Origin of the sequence: Mitsuaria chitosanitabida ATCC BAA-476 = NBRC 102408 (assembly GCF_001598255.1) — a bacterium.
GTDB classification, from domain to species: domain Bacteria; phylum Pseudomonadota; class Gammaproteobacteria; order Burkholderiales; family Burkholderiaceae_C; genus Roseateles; species Roseateles chitosanitabidus.
Window position 1 is genome coordinate 189760 of sequence record NZ_BCYP01000018.1, and the last position, 15776, is coordinate 205535.

15 protein-coding genes and 1 pseudogene are annotated in these 15776 nt (G+C 70.4%); 6 read left to right on the forward strand and 10 right to left on the reverse strand.

Going from position 1 to position 15776, the window contains the following annotated elements; all coding sequences use genetic code 11:
- Positions 1-132 precede the first annotated feature (132 nt).
- The 3 genes from MCHT01_RS11705 (at position 133) to MCHT01_RS11715 (ending at position 1942) form a co-directional block, all read left to right on the forward strand.
- Positions 133-519 carry a hypothetical protein gene (locus tag MCHT01_RS11705; RefSeq protein WP_148661502.1) on the forward strand — a complete coding sequence of 129 codons (387 nt, stop codon included), beginning with the start codon at positions 133-135 and terminating at the stop codon, positions 517-519.
- A gap of 80 nt (positions 520-599) precedes the next feature.
- On the forward strand, positions 600-1406 hold the full coding sequence (locus MCHT01_RS11710; protein ID WP_067065511.1) for a lectin: 807 nt from the start codon (positions 600-602) through the stop codon (positions 1404-1406).
- 11 nt (positions 1407-1417) lie between these two features.
- The gene (locus MCHT01_RS11715; protein WP_084452438.1) at positions 1418-1942 is read left to right on the forward strand and encodes an EF-hand domain-containing protein; all 525 of its coding nucleotides are present in this window, start codon (positions 1418-1420) and stop codon (positions 1940-1942) included.
- Between the two features lie 177 nt (positions 1943-2119).
- Here MCHT01_RS11715 and ylqF read toward each other — a convergent pair whose 3' ends face one another.
- The 10 genes from ylqF to MCHT01_RS11760 all read right to left on the reverse strand — a co-directional run bounded on the left by ylqF (position 2120) and on the right by MCHT01_RS11760 (position 12344).
- Positions 2120-3148, reverse strand: coding sequence for a ribosome biogenesis GTPase YlqF (ylqF, locus tag MCHT01_RS11720; protein WP_084452440.1), 1029 nt, complete (start codon positions 3146-3148; stop codon positions 2120-2122).
- Between the two features lie 131 nt (positions 3149-3279).
- Positions 3280-3684, reverse strand: a complete 405-nt coding sequence (locus MCHT01_RS11725; RefSeq protein ID WP_067065513.1) for a copper-binding protein — start codon at positions 3682-3684, stop codon at positions 3280-3282.
- Between the two features lie 70 nt (positions 3685-3754).
- A complete protein-coding gene (locus MCHT01_RS11730) occupies positions 3755-5188 on the reverse strand; it encodes a multicopper oxidase family protein (protein WP_067065514.1) in 1434 nt (477 codons plus the stop codon).
- 23 nt (positions 5189-5211) lie between these two features.
- Positions 5212-6663 (reverse strand): TolC family protein, encoded by a 1452-nt coding sequence (locus tag MCHT01_RS11735; RefSeq protein ID WP_067065515.1) that lies wholly within the window; start codon positions 6661-6663, stop codon positions 5212-5214.
- 10 nt (positions 6664-6673) lie between these two features.
- Positions 6674-7009: a hypothetical protein gene (locus MCHT01_RS26225; RefSeq protein ID WP_148661504.1), complete on the reverse strand. Its 336-nt coding sequence runs from the start codon at positions 7007-7009 to the stop codon at positions 6674-6676.
- A gap of 110 nt (positions 7010-7119) precedes the next feature.
- Positions 7120-7596, reverse strand: a complete 477-nt coding sequence (locus MCHT01_RS11740; protein WP_067065516.1) for a DUF2946 family protein — start codon at positions 7594-7596, stop codon at positions 7120-7122.
- A 149-nt stretch (positions 7597-7745) separates the two neighbouring features.
- Positions 7746-8084 carry an energy transducer TonB gene (locus MCHT01_RS11745; protein WP_067065517.1) on the reverse strand — a complete coding sequence of 113 codons (339 nt, stop codon included), beginning with the start codon at positions 8082-8084 and terminating at the stop codon, positions 7746-7748.
- An 86-nt stretch (positions 8085-8170) separates the two neighbouring features.
- Positions 8171-9730, reverse strand: coding sequence for a methyl-accepting chemotaxis protein (locus MCHT01_RS11750; RefSeq protein WP_067065518.1), 1560 nt, complete (start codon positions 9728-9730; stop codon positions 8171-8173).
- A 387-nt stretch (positions 9731-10117) separates the two neighbouring features.
- Positions 10118-11638: a GGDEF domain-containing protein gene (locus MCHT01_RS11755; protein WP_067065519.1), complete on the reverse strand. Its 1521-nt coding sequence runs from the start codon at positions 11636-11638 to the stop codon at positions 10118-10120.
- A 1-nt stretch (position 11639) separates the two neighbouring features.
- A complete protein-coding gene (locus MCHT01_RS11760) occupies positions 11640-12344 on the reverse strand; it encodes a YggS family pyridoxal phosphate-dependent enzyme (RefSeq protein WP_067065520.1) in 705 nt (234 codons plus the stop codon).
- Between the two features lie 26 nt (positions 12345-12370).
- Here MCHT01_RS11760 and MCHT01_RS11765 point away from each other — a divergent pair, with 26 nt between their 5' ends.
- The 3 genes and pseudogenes from MCHT01_RS11765 to MCHT01_RS11775 all read left to right on the forward strand — a co-directional run bounded on the left by MCHT01_RS11765 (position 12371) and on the right by MCHT01_RS11775 (position 15652).
- Positions 12371-13414: a type IV pilus twitching motility protein PilT gene (locus tag MCHT01_RS11765; protein ID WP_067065521.1), complete on the forward strand. Its 1044-nt coding sequence runs from the start codon at positions 12371-12373 to the stop codon at positions 13412-13414.
- Between the two features lie 142 nt (positions 13415-13556).
- Positions 13557-14694 (forward strand): annotated as a pseudogene (locus MCHT01_RS11770) (PilT/PilU family type 4a pilus ATPase).
- Positions 14695-14749: 55 nt separating this feature from the next.
- Positions 14750-15652, forward strand: coding sequence for an NAD(P)-dependent oxidoreductase (locus MCHT01_RS11775; protein ID WP_067065522.1), 903 nt, complete (start codon positions 14750-14752; stop codon positions 15650-15652).
- Positions 15653-15776: the final 124 nt, after the last annotated feature.

Here is a 15776-nt window from a genome sequence, read left to right on the forward strand (position 1 = left end):
AAAACTTGAGCCCGATCTTCGGCCCGCGCTTAAGGACCGACAAGCCCCGGTCGCCAGATCAGACAAGGACAAGAGAACGAGAGGGAGCGGCCGCGCGCGCCAGGGGCGTCAGCAGCGGTCCGTCGGGTCGGAGTGAATCTTTCGGAAGTGCTGGCGACGCCGCTGAGGACGTCGCCTTTCGACGTCGAGCCCCTGCGCGCCTACCGCGCCCAGGTGCAACAGGAGATGCTGCAAGGGCCCGAGCCCTCGGTGCAGCTGCGCCTGTCGCCGTTCATCAACGAGCCTTCGCCGCTGGCGGCGATGCGCGCGCAGAACAGCGCCGACGTCACCTACGGCCGGCATCCGCTGGGCCAGGAAGCGCCTCCCGTCAGCCGCGTCGAGACCCCGTCCTACACCCGCAGCAGCTTCACCGCGGTCAGCTATCCCGACTTGTCGGTGCAGGTGACGCTGGGCCCGGTCCTGTGGAGCCATGTCGAGCGCGCCGGCGGGACGCCACGCGTGCTGGACGCCACCGCCTGAAGCCCCTAGCATCGTCCGCGCCGCCCTGGGCGGCGTCGCCCGCGCGCGCCTGATCGCGCGGGTCCAGCGGGAGGATGCGGATGACAGGAACGAGCAGCGCGCCGCGGCGCGCGATCGCGGCGGCGGTGTCCGCCGGTCTGGTGCTGACGGGCCTGCCCGCGCGTGCCGACGAACAGACCGTCGAGCTGCGCTCGCGCGGCGGCAACGAGACCTACCGGCTGCCCGACGGCACCACCGAGGTCGACCTGGTCGAGCAACTGGCCGGCGGCTGTCGCTTCGGCCGCACCTGGGGCTACGACCTGGCGGTGAAATCGCTGTGGGTGGATGGCGGTTGCGGGGGGCGCTTCAAGGTGACCACGGCGGCGACGGAATCCAACCGGGACGGATCGAGCAACGTGGGCGCGGCGATCGCGGCGGCGGCGGTGATCGCCGGCATCGCGTTGATCGCGAGCAGCAAGGACCGCAAGGACGACCGGCCCGACGACCCCTACCCCGGCAATCCGGGCAACGGCTGGGGCTCGAACGAGATCCGCGGCAAGGGCAACCTGTGCATGGACATCGAGGGTGGCGCGCGGCCCGGCCGCGGCCTGATCGTCTACAACTGCAACGGCGGCGGCAACCAGCGCTTCGAATGGGGGCGCGGCGGCGAGCTGCGGGTGTCGGGCCTGTGCCTGGACGTCGAGGGCGGCCGGACCAACGACGGCGCGCGCGTGATCGCCTACAGCTGCAACGGGAATCGCAACCAGCGCTGGCGTGCGCGGGGCGGCGAGATCCGCAGCGCCGACAGCGGCAAGTGCCTGGACATCGAGGGGGGGCGCGCCCGGCCCGGCCAGCGCGTCATCGTCTACAGCTGCAACGGCAACGACAACCAGCGGTGGTCGTGGTGAGGGGGCCTCTCATGCGGACAGCAACGGTGGTCGCGGCGATGCTCGCCGCGGCGGCGGGGGCGACGTCTCCGGCGCGGGCCGCGGAGCCGGCGGCCCATGGCGCATCGGCCGCGACGACCTCGTCGGCAGCCAGGACCCAGGCCGCCGCGCATCGGCACGCCACCGCGGGCGGCGAGGCGCGCGGCCCGTCGCCGACGGAGATCCGACGCGCCTTCGACGCCGCCGATCTCGACCACGACGGCTACATCAGCCTGGAGGAGTTCCACAAGAACGCGCTCCAGGCCTTCAACGCGCTGGACTCCGACCACGACGGCTACATCTCGCGCGAGGAACTGGCGCCGTTGCCGCGCGCCCTGCGCCAGAGCCTGCTCGGCTCACTGCGCCATGCCGACCAGGATGGCGACCTGCGCCTGAGCTTCAAGGAAGTGATGGAGGCCCGCATGGCCGACTTCGCCGCCGCGGACACCGATGGCGACGGCCGGCTCTCGCTGCGCGAGGTGCTGGACTTTCACTCGAAGCGGTCGAGGATGCCCTAGGACGGCATCCGCCGTGCCGCGCGGCCACCCACGGGACCGGCGGAGGTGATGGGAGTCAGCGGGATCCGGTACCCCCTGAGCGATTTGCGGAGACTGCGTCGCGTGCGGCGCAGTTGGAGCGTATGAGCGAAGGGGGTGCCGGATGCTGCTGACGACGGCTCGGTGGTGGCGAAGGCCTCAGCGGTGCTCGCCGTCACTCGGATCGTCGTCGTCGAGGTCCTCGACCTCGTCGTCATCGACCTCATCGCCTTCATCGGGCTCGTACGCCGACTGCGCGTCCCGCGTGCCGCGTCTGGCTTCCGCGCGACGGGCTTCCTTCTCCGCTTCCTTGGCCGCCTCGGCGGCTTCGGCCGCGGCGGTCCACTCGTCGAATTCCTCGGGCGTCTCCAGCGTGATGCGTCCGAGCTGACCTTGTCGCAGGTCGTAGAGCAGGATCTCCGCCGCCTTCTGCGTGTTGATCCGCCCGCCCGACAGCACCGCGCCGCGGCGCTTGCCCAGCGCCTCCAGCACCTCGCCGTCGAGCATCGACGCATCCGGCTCCAGCTGGTAGCGCTTCTTCAGCGATTGCGGATAGTGCCGGCGCAGATAGCCCATCAGGTCCAGCGCGACGACCTCCTCCTCGAAGGCGTTGCGGCCGATCGCGCCGCTGGCGGCCAGGTTGATGCCGGCCTCCGGCACGCGGATCTTGGGCCACAGCATCCCGGGGGTGTCGAACAGGTAGACGCCCTTGTCGAGCAGGATCTTCTGCTCGATCTTGGTGATGCCCGGTTCATCGCCGGTGGCCGCGGCGCGCTTGCCCACCAGCGTGTTGATCAGCGTGGACTTGCCCACGTTGGGAATGCCGCAGATCAGCACCCGCAGCGGCTTGTCCAGCCCGCCGCGGTTGGGCGCCAGCGCGCGGCACTCCGCCGCGATCGCCTTCGCCAGGCCCGGTTGGCCCTGGTGGATCGCGATCGCGCGGGTGTCGGGCTGGGCGCGGTAGAACGCCAGCCACTCGTCCGTGCGGGCCTGATCGGCCAGATCCTGCTTGTTGAGCAGCTTCAGCGCGGGTCGGCCCTGGGTCAGCTGCGCGAGCAGCGGATTGGCGCTGCTCGCGGGCACGCGGGCATCGAGCATCTCGATGACCACGTCGATCCCGCTTTTCATGCGCTCGCGGATCGCGCCCCGGGTCTTGTGCATGTGCCCGGGAAACCATTGAATCGCCATCGCGCGATTGTCGGTGATCCGGCGCCGCTTTCCACCCGCGAGCGCTCGACGCGTCGCCGCCAGGGCCGGGGGTGCCCGGCGACCAGCGCCGAAACCCCGCCGGCCGTCCCTGACGGGGCGGCCGGCCGACCTCAGTTCGAGGCCGCGGCCTGACGGAGCTCGACGATCACCAACTGGCCTTGCTGCTGCTCGATGCGGGCCTCGATCCTGTCGCCGACCTTGAGCGCGGCGAGCTGCTCCGCGCTCAGCAGGCCCGGCTTCAGGCGGAAGGCCATGGTCATGCCGGGCATGTCGAGGTGGCGGATGTCGCCGTGCTTGAGCGTCAGCTTCTGCTGCGCGGCGTCGACGCGGCGGATCTCGGCCGGGGTCCAGTCCACGGCGGCCGGCGCGACCTCCGAGGCGGGTTCGGCGGCCGCCGCGTGGTGCGCGTGCGGGTCCTGCGGCAGCGCGTGCTCCTGGGCTTGGGCGAAGGCGGACGTGGCCGCGAGGACGGTGGTGATCAGGGCGACGAGGAGGGGCGTGGCATTGCGGGTCATGGGGATCTCTTCAGAAGTGGGATGTGGATGTGGATGTGGGCTGGATGGCGATGCCGAGGACGGGCGCGGCTCAATGGCCCTGATGTCCGTGGCCATCGGGCTTGCGCACGCGCAGCGGCTCGGGCGTCGGCGCGGAGGCGGCAGGAGAGGCCGGATGCGCGTGGGGCGCGGCCGGCGCGCGAGGGGCATCGGCGGGCGCATCGACGCGACGGGCGACGGTGCCCGCGGGCGCCGCGTACCAGCCCGGATCGCGGTAGTCCCCGGGCGGCTGGTCCTTGCGGACCTTCACCACGCTGAACATCCCGCCCATCTCCAGCGAGCCGTGCGGCCCCTGGCCGGCCATCATGGGCGCGGTGTTCTCGGGGATGGGCATCTCCATCTCGGACATGTCGGCCATGCCGCGCTCGCCCATGGCCATGTAGTCGGGGATGACCTTGTTGATGCGCGCCGCCAGGCCGCGGTGGTCCACGCCGATCAGCGTGTCGACCTGGTGGCCCATCGCATTCATCGTGTGGTGGCTCTTGTGGCAGTGGAAGGCCCAGTCGCCGGGCTCGTCGGCGATGAACTCCACCTGCCGCATCTGGCCCACCGCGATGTCGGTGGTGACCTCGGGCCAGCGCGCCGACTTGGGCACGGGACCGCCGTCCGTGCCCGTCACCTCGAACTCATGCCCGTGGATGTGGATCGGGTGGTTGGTCATGGTCAGGTTGCCGACGCGGATCCGCACCCGGTCGCCCTGACGCACGTTCAAGGTGTCGATGCCCGGGAAGATGCGGCTGTTCCAGGTCCACAGGTTGAAGTCGGTCATGGTCATCGTGCGCGGCGTGTAGCTGCCGGGATCGATGTCGTAGCTCGACAGCAGGAAGCAGAAGTCGCGCTGGACCTCGGCGATCTGCGGGTGACGCGTCTTCGGATGCGTGACCCAGAAGCCCATCATCCCCATCGCCATCTGCGTCATCTCGTCCGCATGCGGGTGGTACATGAAGGTGCCGGGCCGGCGCGCGACGAACTCGTAGACGAAGGTCTCGCCCGGCTTGATGGCCGGCTGCGTCAGGCCCGAGACGCCGTCCATCCCGTTGGGCAGGCGCTGGCCGTGCCAGTGCACGCTGGTGTGCTCGGGCAGCTTGTTGGTGACGTAGATGCGGACGCGGTCCCCCTCGACGACCTCGATGGTCGGGCCGGGCGACTGGCCGTTGTAGCCCCACAGGTGCGCGGTGCAGCCGGGCGCGAGCTCGCGCAGCACGGGCTCGGCGACCAGGTGGAACTCCTTGACGCCGTCGCGCATCCGCCAGGGCAGGGTCCAGCCGTTGAGGGTGACCACCGGGTGGTAGGGCCGGCCGTCGGGCGGCGTGAGCGGCGGCGCGGTGTCGGGGCCCTCGCGCAGGACGGGCTCGGGGAGCGCCGCCATGGCCACGCGCGAGACGCTGCTCGCGTTGACCGCGCCGGCCGCGCCGAGCGCCGCGCCAGCGGCCGCGCGGGCGAAGAGATTGCGTCGGGAAATCATGCGGATTCCTTTCGAGGCCGCGCTCAATGCGCGGCGCCGCCGGCGGCCTCGGGGGCGGCGGCGGTCGATGAAGCGGGGGAAGCGGAGGCGTCGCGCACGGGGCCCAGCAGGCTCTGCGACAGCGCCGATTCGGCGAGCCAGTAGTCGCGCTGCGCGTCCAGCGTCGCGGCGACGGCACGTGCCTGCGCGCGCGCGTCGGCCAGCAGGTCCATGACGCCGACGAGCATGCCGTTGTAGCGCAGCAGGGTCTCGTCGGAGACCTGCCGGGCGAGCGGAAGCACCTCGTCGTGATGGCGGCGCGCGATGCGCCACGCGGTCTCGGCGTGCAGCCGCGCGACGCGAACCTCGGAGCGCGCATCGATCGCGACCTGCGCCGTGCGCTCGAGCGACTGCTGGTAGGCCTCGCGCGCGCCGGACACGCGCGCCTGGCCCCAGTCGAAGAGCGGCAGATCGACGGTCAGGTCGACGCCGCGCTGCGTGGGCTCGAGGTTGCTGCTGTTGCGCTGGACGCCGAGTTGCAGCACGTTGATGCGTCCCGTCGTGCGCGTGAGACCGAGTTGCGCGGCGAGCTGCTCCGACTCGCGCTTGGCGGCCTGGATGTCGACGCGCTGCGCGACGGCCTGGCGCTCGAGGTCGTTGGCCGCGCGGAAGTCGGTCGGCACCTCGGGCAGGCGATCCGGCAGCTTCAGCGCGGCGACATCCTCGCCCCACAGGCCGATCGCGCGGATCAGCGCCTCGCGCTCGCGCACGGCTTGCAGCTGCGCCTGCTCGAGCGCGAGCTGGGCCTCGGCGAGCACGGTGCGCTCGCGCGCCAGACGCAGCGCGCTGACATTGCCGGCCTGCCGCATGCGCAGCGCGAGCTCGGCGCCCGCGGACGCGGAGTCCAGCACCGTCCGCGCCTGCTTGAGCTGTTCCTGCGCGGCGACGGCCAGTACCCAGGCGCGGCGCGCCTGGCCGGCGACATCGAGCAGCTGCTGCGCGACGCGCGCCTGCTCGCGCTCCAGCGCGCGGGCGCCGGCCTCCTGACGGGCGCCGCGGCCGAGCAGGCTCAGCAGGTTGAACTCGAGACCGCGTTCGATCTCGCGCTCGTCGCCGCGGATCATGCGGCCGATGTTCAGCACCGGGTTGGGCCAAAGTAGCGTCTGCACGCGCTCGGCCTCGACCAGGCCCAGGCCGTGGAGGCTCGCGCGCAGGTTCCGGTTGTTGAGCAGCGCGAGCTGCACCGCGCCTTGCGCGTCGAGCGGCTGGGCGAGCAGGGCCTCGCTGCGCGCGCGGGCGGCGGCGCGTTGGTCGTCGTCGCGCTGCAGCGGCAGTTCGGCGCCCAGCCAGTCGCGGCTCTTCTGCTGCACGGGGGCGGCGGCTTGCTCGGGAGAGTAGCTTGCGCAGCCGGTGAGGAGGGCGACGGCGGCCAGCGCAAGCGAGCTGAAGCCGCGCGTCATGTGGCCCGCCATCGGGCGTTTCATGTGGAAGGACATGGCGCGCTCCTCAATGGTGGTGGTGGCCGGACGGCGCCGACGCCGCTGGGGCCGCTGATGCCGCCGAGCCCGCGGGCATTGCGGCCGTGGGCCTGTCACGCATCAGCTGGCGCCAGCCGCCGGCCTCGTGGACGGCGCGGTTGGCCGCGCGCCAGTTGCCGACGCCAGGATCGGCAACGGCCGCGCTGGAAGGGGCGGCGGGCGGCGTCGGACGCGGCGCCTTGGAACTCAGGCGAGCATCGGTGGGGTCAGGCGGCGGCGCGGTCGCGGCCAGGGCGGCACCTGTCGCGATGGTCGCGCCCAGGCACGACGCCAGCGCGATCGCCGGAAGGATTCGAGAAGACATGGCTTCCTCGCGGAATGAACGGAGATGGAGCCGTCATCGCGGCCTGCGCTCGCCTCAGGCGAGGCGGGCACCGGCGTGACGGATCGAGCGGCGCGCGATGGCGCCGGCGTTCAGGCGAGGAGAGGTTTTGGCGGCCGGTCGAGCGACTGCGGCAGCTGCTCCGGCGCGCCGATGGCGCCGAGCGTGGGGGGGGCGTCGCGCAGGTCCTGCGCGGCGACGATCAGCGGCGCGACCGGAATCGCGGCGCCGATGCAGCACTGCAGGCAGATGCCGCAGTGGTGGTCGGAAGAAGAAGCTGCGCCGTCATCGGCATGATCGCCGCCGTGGTCCATGCCATGGGCGATCGCGTGATCCATGCCGAGGTCCGTCGCACTCATGCCCTGCATGTCGGCGAGGCCCATGTCCTCGCAATGCGTGGGCATGGTCATGACGGCGCCGTGCGAGCTCGCGGGAGCCATCAATGTCATCCCGATCGCCATCGTCGCGGCCAGCGCGCCCTGCAGCGGCAGCGTCAGGCTCAACAGCGCGAGCACCAGCCAGCGGCTCCAGAGGAGCCGGCGCGGGGTGGACGCGATCGGGCGGGACATGGGGCGTGAGTGTAGGCGAGTGCGAGGCGCCGGGCCCTTAGATGCCCCTGAACGCCCCATGACAAAGGGCCGCTCGCGCGGCCCTTCGGGTGTCCGGGCGGGCCCGGGCTGAGGGTCGCCGCCGCCGGCAGGGGGCGCGACCTCGAGGATCAGTCCTCGTTCTTGAACACCAGCTTCACTTCGTGGGTTTCCTTCTGGCCGCTCGGCTCGAACTTCCAGTCCATCAGCGCGCGGGTCACGGCCTTGTCGAAGACCTTGCGCGGCTCGGCTTCCAGGATTTCCACGCCCGAGACCTTGCCGTCCGGCTCGATGTTCATCTTGGCGCGCACGGAGCCCTGCGAGATCGACTGGCGGGCGGCCTCGGCCGGGAACTCCGGCGGCACCTTCTTGATGATCTTGGGGGTGGCATGGGCGCCCATGCTCAGCGCCAGCGCGGCGGCCAGGCCCAGCAGGCCACGGGAAACGGTCTTGGTCAGGTTCTTGCTCATCTTGGGACCTCGTACGTCTTGGGTGAGGAAAAGGGGATGTCCGGTAGGAACTCTTGAAGGCGGGTGTCGAACGGCGGGGGCGCCGATCACGTCGCGGAACGCGCGGTGCTGAAGAAGCCCACGGCCTGCACCAGGCGCGAGCTGCTGTCGCGCAGCGAATCGGTCGAACGGGTCAGCTCGTCCACCAGCGTGGTGTTCTGCTGCGTGGCGCGGTCCAGCTCGTTCATCGCGTTGTTCACGACGCCGACGCCAGCGGCCTGCTCCTGGGCCGAGTGCGAGATCTCCTCGATCAGCTGGCCCATGTTGTTGACCTCGTCGACGACGGAGCGGATGGTCGCGCCGGCGTTGTTGACCAGGGCGGTGCCGTTCTCGACCTTGACGGACGATTCCTGGATCAGCACCTTGATTTCCTTGGCGGCCTGCGCCGAGCGCGAGGCCAGCGCGCGCACTTCCGACGCCACCACCGCGAAGCCCTTGCCGTGCTCGCCGGCGCGGGCCGCTTCCACGGCGGCGTTCAGCGCCAGGATGTTGGTCTGGAAGGCGATGCCGTCGATCACGCCGATGATGTCGCCGATCTTGCGCGAGCTGGCGCTGATCTCTTCCATCGTCGACACGACCTGGCTCACCACCGTGCCGCCGGCCGAGGCCGACTGGCGGGCCTTGGTGGCGATGCCGGCGGCCTTGCGGGTCAGCTCGCTGGCGCCGTTCAGGTTGGAGGCGATCTGCTCGACCGACGCGGCGGTGTTCTGCAGGCTCTCGGCGGAACGCGCGGTGCGGTCAGACAGATCGACGTTGCTGCCGGCGATCTCGTTGGAGTTCTGCGCCACCTCGCCGGCCGCCGCGCTCACGCTGGCGACCACGCCGGACAGGGCAGTCTGCATGTCGCGCATGGCGTGCAGCATCTGGGCCAGCTCGTCGGAGCCCTGCACCTCGATGTGCTGCGACAGGTCGCCCGAGCTGATCGCCTGGGCGGCGTCCTTGGCCTTGCGGGCCGGGACGATGATGGAGCGGCCGATGGTCAGGCCGCCGACACCGCCGATGACGACGGCGATCAGCACCAGCGCGCCGGTGATGAAGATGGACTGGTTGGCCAGCTTGGCGCCGTTCTCGGCCAGTTCGCGGCCGTTGGCGAACTGCAGGTCCACCAGGCCCTTGAGCGCGTCCTGGTAGTCCTTCTGCACCGGACGCACTTCCTTGATCAGGGCCTCGCGGGCCTCGTCGGGGCTGCCGTCCTGCTGCACCTTCAGGAAGTTGGTGACGGCGCCGACGAACTTGGCCTGCTGCTCGCGCACCTTGGCGACGGAGTCCTTGTCCTTGGCGTCGGAGACCTTGCCTTCCAGGTCGGCCAGTTGCTTCTGGCCGTCTTCCAGCGCTGCGGCGATGTCGGTCTTCTGACGCTTGATCGCGTTGGCGGTGTCGAGCAGCAGCAGGTCGCGGGAAGCGCGGGCGATGACGTTGACGTCGCTCTCCAGCGCGTTGGCCAGGGCGATCTTGACCAGGCTGGAGTTGGCCGTGGTGGTCAGGTCGTGGGACAGACGGCTGGCGTTGTGGGCACCGAAGGCGCCGATCACGACCAGCAGCAGGATCAGCAGCGCGTAGCTCAGCGTCAGGCGCTGGCCGATACGCAGGCGGGACAGAAACGACATCGATTCCCTCGCAACGAGATGAGTTGTTGAATGGCGGACTCGCGGGCAAACAGCGGCGCTCGTGGCGCTCGGCGCGGACCGTCCATCGGCTTCGGCGCGATCATCGTTGGACTTGATTCGGGTTCACCATGCCGTCGCGGAGGTGACGTGAATTCTGACGCGGCACTTGCAACTGAATGAAAACGACTGTCGCGAGGGTCATCCCACCTCTCGGGGAAAGCCCTGATAGGGTTCTCATCCGGGTTTCATCGAAACGCAACTTTCGGCACTTCCGCGGTGCGGCGCGTGTCTCTCGACGCGCATGCGCGGACGCCCGACGAGCCCGTCGTCATCGCGGTCGTTTCGAGGTACCCGGGCCGTAACCGGCCCGATGGGGGGGCTCCGGGGTCAGGACTTGCCCGCGGCGCCCGGCATGGTGGCGGTGCCAGGGGCGGCGGCGTCCAGCTCGACGCGGTCGCGACCGCCCTGCTTGGCGCGGTACATCGCCGCGTCCGCGCGCCGCAGCGAGTCCTCGATGCCGGCGTCGTCCTCGCGCATGACCGTCACGCCGATGCTGACGGTGTACGTCACCGGCGCGCCGCCGGGGATCTCGACGGGCGCGGCGGCGATGCGCTCGCGCAGCCGCTCGGCGAAATGGCGGGCGCCCTCGAGGTCGGTGTGGGCCAGCCCGACGACGAACTCCTCGCCCCCGAAGCGTCCGGGCAGGTCCACGTCGCGCGACGTGTCCTTCAGCGCCCGCGCCAGCGCGCGGATCACCACGTCGCCCGCGGCGTGGCCGTGCCGGTCGTTGACCTGCTTGAAGTGGTCGATGTCCAGCATCAGCAAGGCGGCCGGTGTACGGTAGCGCCGCACGGTGCGCAGCAGCGCGCGCAAGCCCTCCTCGGTGGCCATGCGGTTGGCCAGGCCGGTCAGGCCGTCGGTGCGGGAGCGTTGCTCCAGCTCCGCGTTCACCTTGGCCAGTTGCGTCACCAGGGCCTCGGTCGAGCGCAGCCAGCGCGCCAGCGCCTGGTACCCGAACTGCGCCACGAAAAGCACGATCAGCACGAAGACCCAGAAGAACACCCAGGCCGTGCTGACCATCACCCGGGCCGCCTCCTCCAGCCGCGCCCACTCGCCGCTGTGCAGCGCCTCGCGCAGCTGCAGCGAGCCCAGGCCCAGGCTCACCAGTCCGTAGGCCTGCACCGCCAGGACGATGGCGAACAGCAGGCCCAGGCCCATCGCGCGGCGGCCGCGGGGCGGCGGCGAGAACAGCGTCGGTCGCGCGACGATCCAGCGCGAGAGCCGCGGCCAGGTCAGGGTCATCAGCGCGCCGCCGAAGACCGCGCTCTGCAGGAAGGCGCCCAGCCACCAGCCTTGCCAGATGGGCAACTGCTCCTGGGCGGAGAGGTGCCGGCTGAAGGTCCAGAGCAGCGCGCCGGCGGAACTGAACACCGCCGCGACGAAGCACAGCGGCAGGAAGAACAGCCAGGCGCGCAGGCTGCGCAGCCCGCGCGCGGCGCCGACGGCGCGGTAGCCCAGCGCCATCACGGCGAAGCCCAGCGGATTGGCGCAGGCGAAGATCGCCGCCCAGGCCGGCGGCATGCCGGCGTCCAGCGCCAGCACGAAGGTGGCCAGCCAGGCGGGCAGGGCCCCCCAGCGCCAGCCGAAGCACAGCGTCCACCACAGGCACAGCGGGATGGGCGGGTAGAACGTGAGGAAGGCGGTGGCGCCGCCCAGGTCCAGCGGGATGCCGGACCAGCCGCGGCGGACGGTCGCCAGGCCCAGCAGGAGGCAGGCGGCCACGGTCAGGGTCCAGCCGCCGAGCACGCGCCAGCGCTCGGCCGGGGTGCCGTCGTGCCACAGCGCCCGGAGCGACAGGCTGCCCGGGGTCTCCGGGACCAGGTCGTCGGGGCGCTGCAGCGGGTTCACGTCAGCCGCCGGGGCGTGGACGGGCGCCGAAGATGGCCGAGCCGACGCGCACCATCGTGGCGCCTTCCAGGATCGCGGCGTCCATGTCGGCGCTCATGCCCATGCTGAGCGTGTCCAGGGCCAGGCCGTGCGTCTCGTTGATCGCGGCCAGCAACGCGGCCAGCGCGCGGTGCGGGCGGCGCTGCTCGTCCAGGGTCTCGGCGGGCTCGGGGATGGCCATCAGGCCGCGCAGGCGCAGGTTCGGGAGCGCGGCCACCTGGCGCGCCACCTCGGCCACCTCGTCCGGGGTCAGGCCGCTCTTGGTGTCCTCGCCGCTGATGTTGACCTGCAGGCAGACGTTGAGCGGGGGCAGCGACGCGGGCCGCTGGTCGGACAGGCGCTGGGCGATCTTGAGCCGGTCCACGCTGTGCACCCAGTCGAAGCGCTCGGCCACGACCCGGGTCTTGTTGCTCTGCAGCGGGCCGATCATGTGCCACTCGATGCGGTCGCGCAGGTCGGCCAGCGCGTCGATCTTGTCGACGCCCTCCTGCACGTAGTTCTCCCCGAAGCGATGCTCGCCCGCCTCGAAGGCTTGTCGCACATCCAGGGGGCCGAAAGTCTTTGTTACCACCAGCAGCGTGACGCTGTGCACGGCCCGCGACGCCTGGAGGCAAGCCCTCTCAATGCGGCCATGGAGCTGTTGTATGTTCTCGGAGATCGTCGCCATAATCGCCAACGCCTTTTTTTCATCCCATGGACATCACCCAACTGCTGGCATTCTCGGTCAAGAACAAGGCATCCGACCTTCACTTGTCCGCGGGGCTGCCGCCCATGATCCGCGTCCATGGCGACGTGCGCCGCATCAACGTCGAGCCGCTCGAGCACCGCCAGGTGCACGACATGGTCTACGACATCATGAGCGACGCCCAGCGCAAGATGTACGAGGAGACGCTGGAGTGCGACTTCTCGTTCGAGATCCAGGGCCTGGCGCGCTTCCGGGTGAACGCCTTCAACCAGAACCGCGGCGCCGGCGCCGTGTTCCGGACCATCCCGAGCAAGATCCTGACGCTGGAGCAGCTGAACTGCCCCAAGGTCTTCGGCGACCTGGCGATGAAGCCGCGCGGCATGGTGCTGGTGACGGGCCCGACGGGCTCGGGCAAGAGCACGACGCTGGCCGCGATGATCAACCACCTCAACGAGAACGAGTACGGCCACATCCTCACCGTCGAGGATCCGATCGAATTCGTCCACGAGTCCAAGAAGTGCCTGGTCAACCAGCGCGAGGTGGGCCCGCAGACGATGAGCTTCTCGAACGCGCTGCGCTCGGCGCTGCGCGAGGACCCGGACTGCATCCTGGTCGGTGAAATGCGGGACCTGGAGACCATCCGCCTGGCGCTGACCGCGGCGGAGACGGGCCACCTGGTCTTCGGCACGCTGCACACCTCGTCCGCCGCCAAGACGGTGGACCGGATCGTCGACGTGTTCCCGGCGGCGGAGAAGGAGATGGTCCGCGCGATGCTGTCGGAGTCGCTGCAGGCGGTGATCTCGCAGACGCTGTGCAAGACCAAGGACGGCAATGGCCGGCTGGCGGCGCACGAGATCATGCTGGGCACCTCCGCGATCCGGAACCTGATCCGCGAGAACAAGATCGCCCAGATGTACTCGTCGATCCAGACCGGCCAGAACCTGGGCATGCAGACCCTGGACCAGAACCTGACCGACCTGGTCCGCCGCAACATGATCACGCCGGCCGAGGCCCGCCAGAAGGCCAAGTTCCCCGAGAACTTCCCGGGCTGATCGGCCCGTACCCAGCGCGGGCGCGACGGCAGGGCCGTCGCCCGCGCCCCGAGAGATTTCCAGAAGAAGAACCCGACCGGCGCCCCCGGGTGCCGCGCGACCGCGCGGCGAGGCGTGCCGGCACACAGGACAGGACCCCGTCATGGAACGCGACCAGGCCACCAAGTTCATCAACGACCTGCTGCGCCTGATGGTGTCGCGCAAGGGGTCCGACCTCTTCCTGACGGCGGAGTTCCCGCCCGCGATCAAGGTCGACGGCAAGGTGACCAAGGTGTCCCCCCCAGCCGCTGACCGGCCAGCACACGCTGCAGCTGGCGCGCGCCATCATGAACGACAAGCAGGCGGCCGATTTCGAGCGCACCAAGGAGTGCAACTTCGCGATCTCCCCGCAGGGCATCGGCCGCTTCCGCGTCAACGCCTACATCCAGCAGGGCCACGTGGCGCTGGTGCTGCGGACCATCCCGCAGACGCTGCCGACCATCGAGTCGCTGGATCTGCCCCCCATCCTCAAGGACGTGGTGCAGACCAAGCGCGGCCTGGTGATCCTGGTGGGCGCGACGGGCTCGGGCAAGAGCACGACGCTGGCGGCGATGGTCGACCACCGCAACGAGACCACGCACGGCCACATCATCACGATCGAGGATCCGGTCGAGTTCGTGCACCCGCACAAGAACTGCATCGTCAGCCAGCGCGAGGTGGGCCTGGACACCGAAGGCTGGGAGCAGGCGCTGAAGAACACGCTGCGCCAGGCGCCGGACGTGATCCTGATGGGCGAGATCCGCGACCGCGAGACCATGGAGCACGCGGTGGCCTTCGCCGAGACCGGCCACCTGTGCATGGCCACGCTGCACGCCAACAGCGCCAATCAGGCGCTGGACCGGATCATCAACTTCTTCCCGGAAGAGCGGCGCGCGCAACTGCTGATGGACCTGTCGCTCAACCTGAAGGCGCTGGTCTCGCAGCGGCTGCTGCCGCGCCAGGAGGGCAAGGGCCGGGTGGCCGCGGTCGAGATCCTGCTCAACACCCCCCTGATCAGCGACCTGATCTTCAAGGGCGAGGTGGGCGAGATCAAGGAGATCATGAAGCGCTCGCGCGAGCTGGGCATGCAGACCTTCGACCAGGCGCTGTTCGACCTCTACGAGTTCGGCCGCGTCACCTACGAGGACGCGCTGCGCAACGCCGACTCGGTCAACGACCTGCGCCTGCAGATCAAGCTCAACAGCGAACGGGCGCGCAGCGGCGATCTGTCGTCGGGGACGGAGCACCTCACCATCGTGTGAGCCGAAGGAAGGGCCACAATCGGCGGGTTCTCATCCACCCATCGACAGGTCCCTCATGAGCAGCATCGGCCAGCGTTCCTACGAATCGACCCCTTCCCTCCGCGTGTCCTTCCTGGGACTGGGCGTGATGGGTTATCCGATGGCGGGCCATCTGGCCAAGGCGGGGCTGACGGTCACGGTCTACAACCGCACCGCGGCCAAGGCGCAGGCCTGGGCGGCGGAGTTCGGCGGCCAGGCGGCCACCACGCCGCGCGAGGCGGCGAAGGACGCGGACATCGTCTTCTGCTGCGTCGGCAACGACGCGGACCTGCGCTCGGTGGTGCTGGGCGAGCAGGGCGCCTTCGCCGGCATGAAGCCGGGCGCGATCTTCGTCGACCACACGACCGCGTCGGCCGAGGTGGCACGTGAGCTCTACGAGGCCGCGAAGCAGGCGGGACTGCAGTTCGTCGACGCGCCGGTGTCCGGCGGCCAGGCGGGCGCGGTGAACGGCGCGCTGACCGTGATGTGCGGCGGCGACCAGGCCGCCTTCGACGCGGTCCGTCCGAGCGCGATGCATTTCGCCAAGGCGGTCACCCGCATCGGCGAGGCCGGCGCGGGCCAGCTCGCCAAGATGGTCAACCAGATCTGCATCGCGGGCCTGGTGCAGGGCCTGTCGGAGGCCATCGCCTTCGGCCAGAAGAGCGGTCTGCCCATGCCGCTGGTGCTGGACGTCATCGGCAAGGGCGCCGCCCAGAGCTGGCAGATGGACAACCGCGGCAAGACCATGGTCGAGGACAAGTTCGACTTCGGCTTCGCCGTGGACTGGATGCGCAAGGACCTGGGCCTGGTGCTGGACGAGGCCCGCCGCAACGGCGCCCGCGTGCCGGTCACCGCGCTCGTGGACCAGTTCTACGCCGACGTGCAGTCGCAAGGCGGCGGCCGCTTTGACACCTCCAGCCTGATCAAGCGGCTGCGCTGATCGCGGAGAGGGGCGGACGGCGGGATCGTCCACCGGCCGTCACCCTCCATGGGCCGGCGACCCGAGGCACCCATGAGAAAGGGACCGCCGAGGCGGTCCCTTGCTCGTGGGCGATGCGACGCGG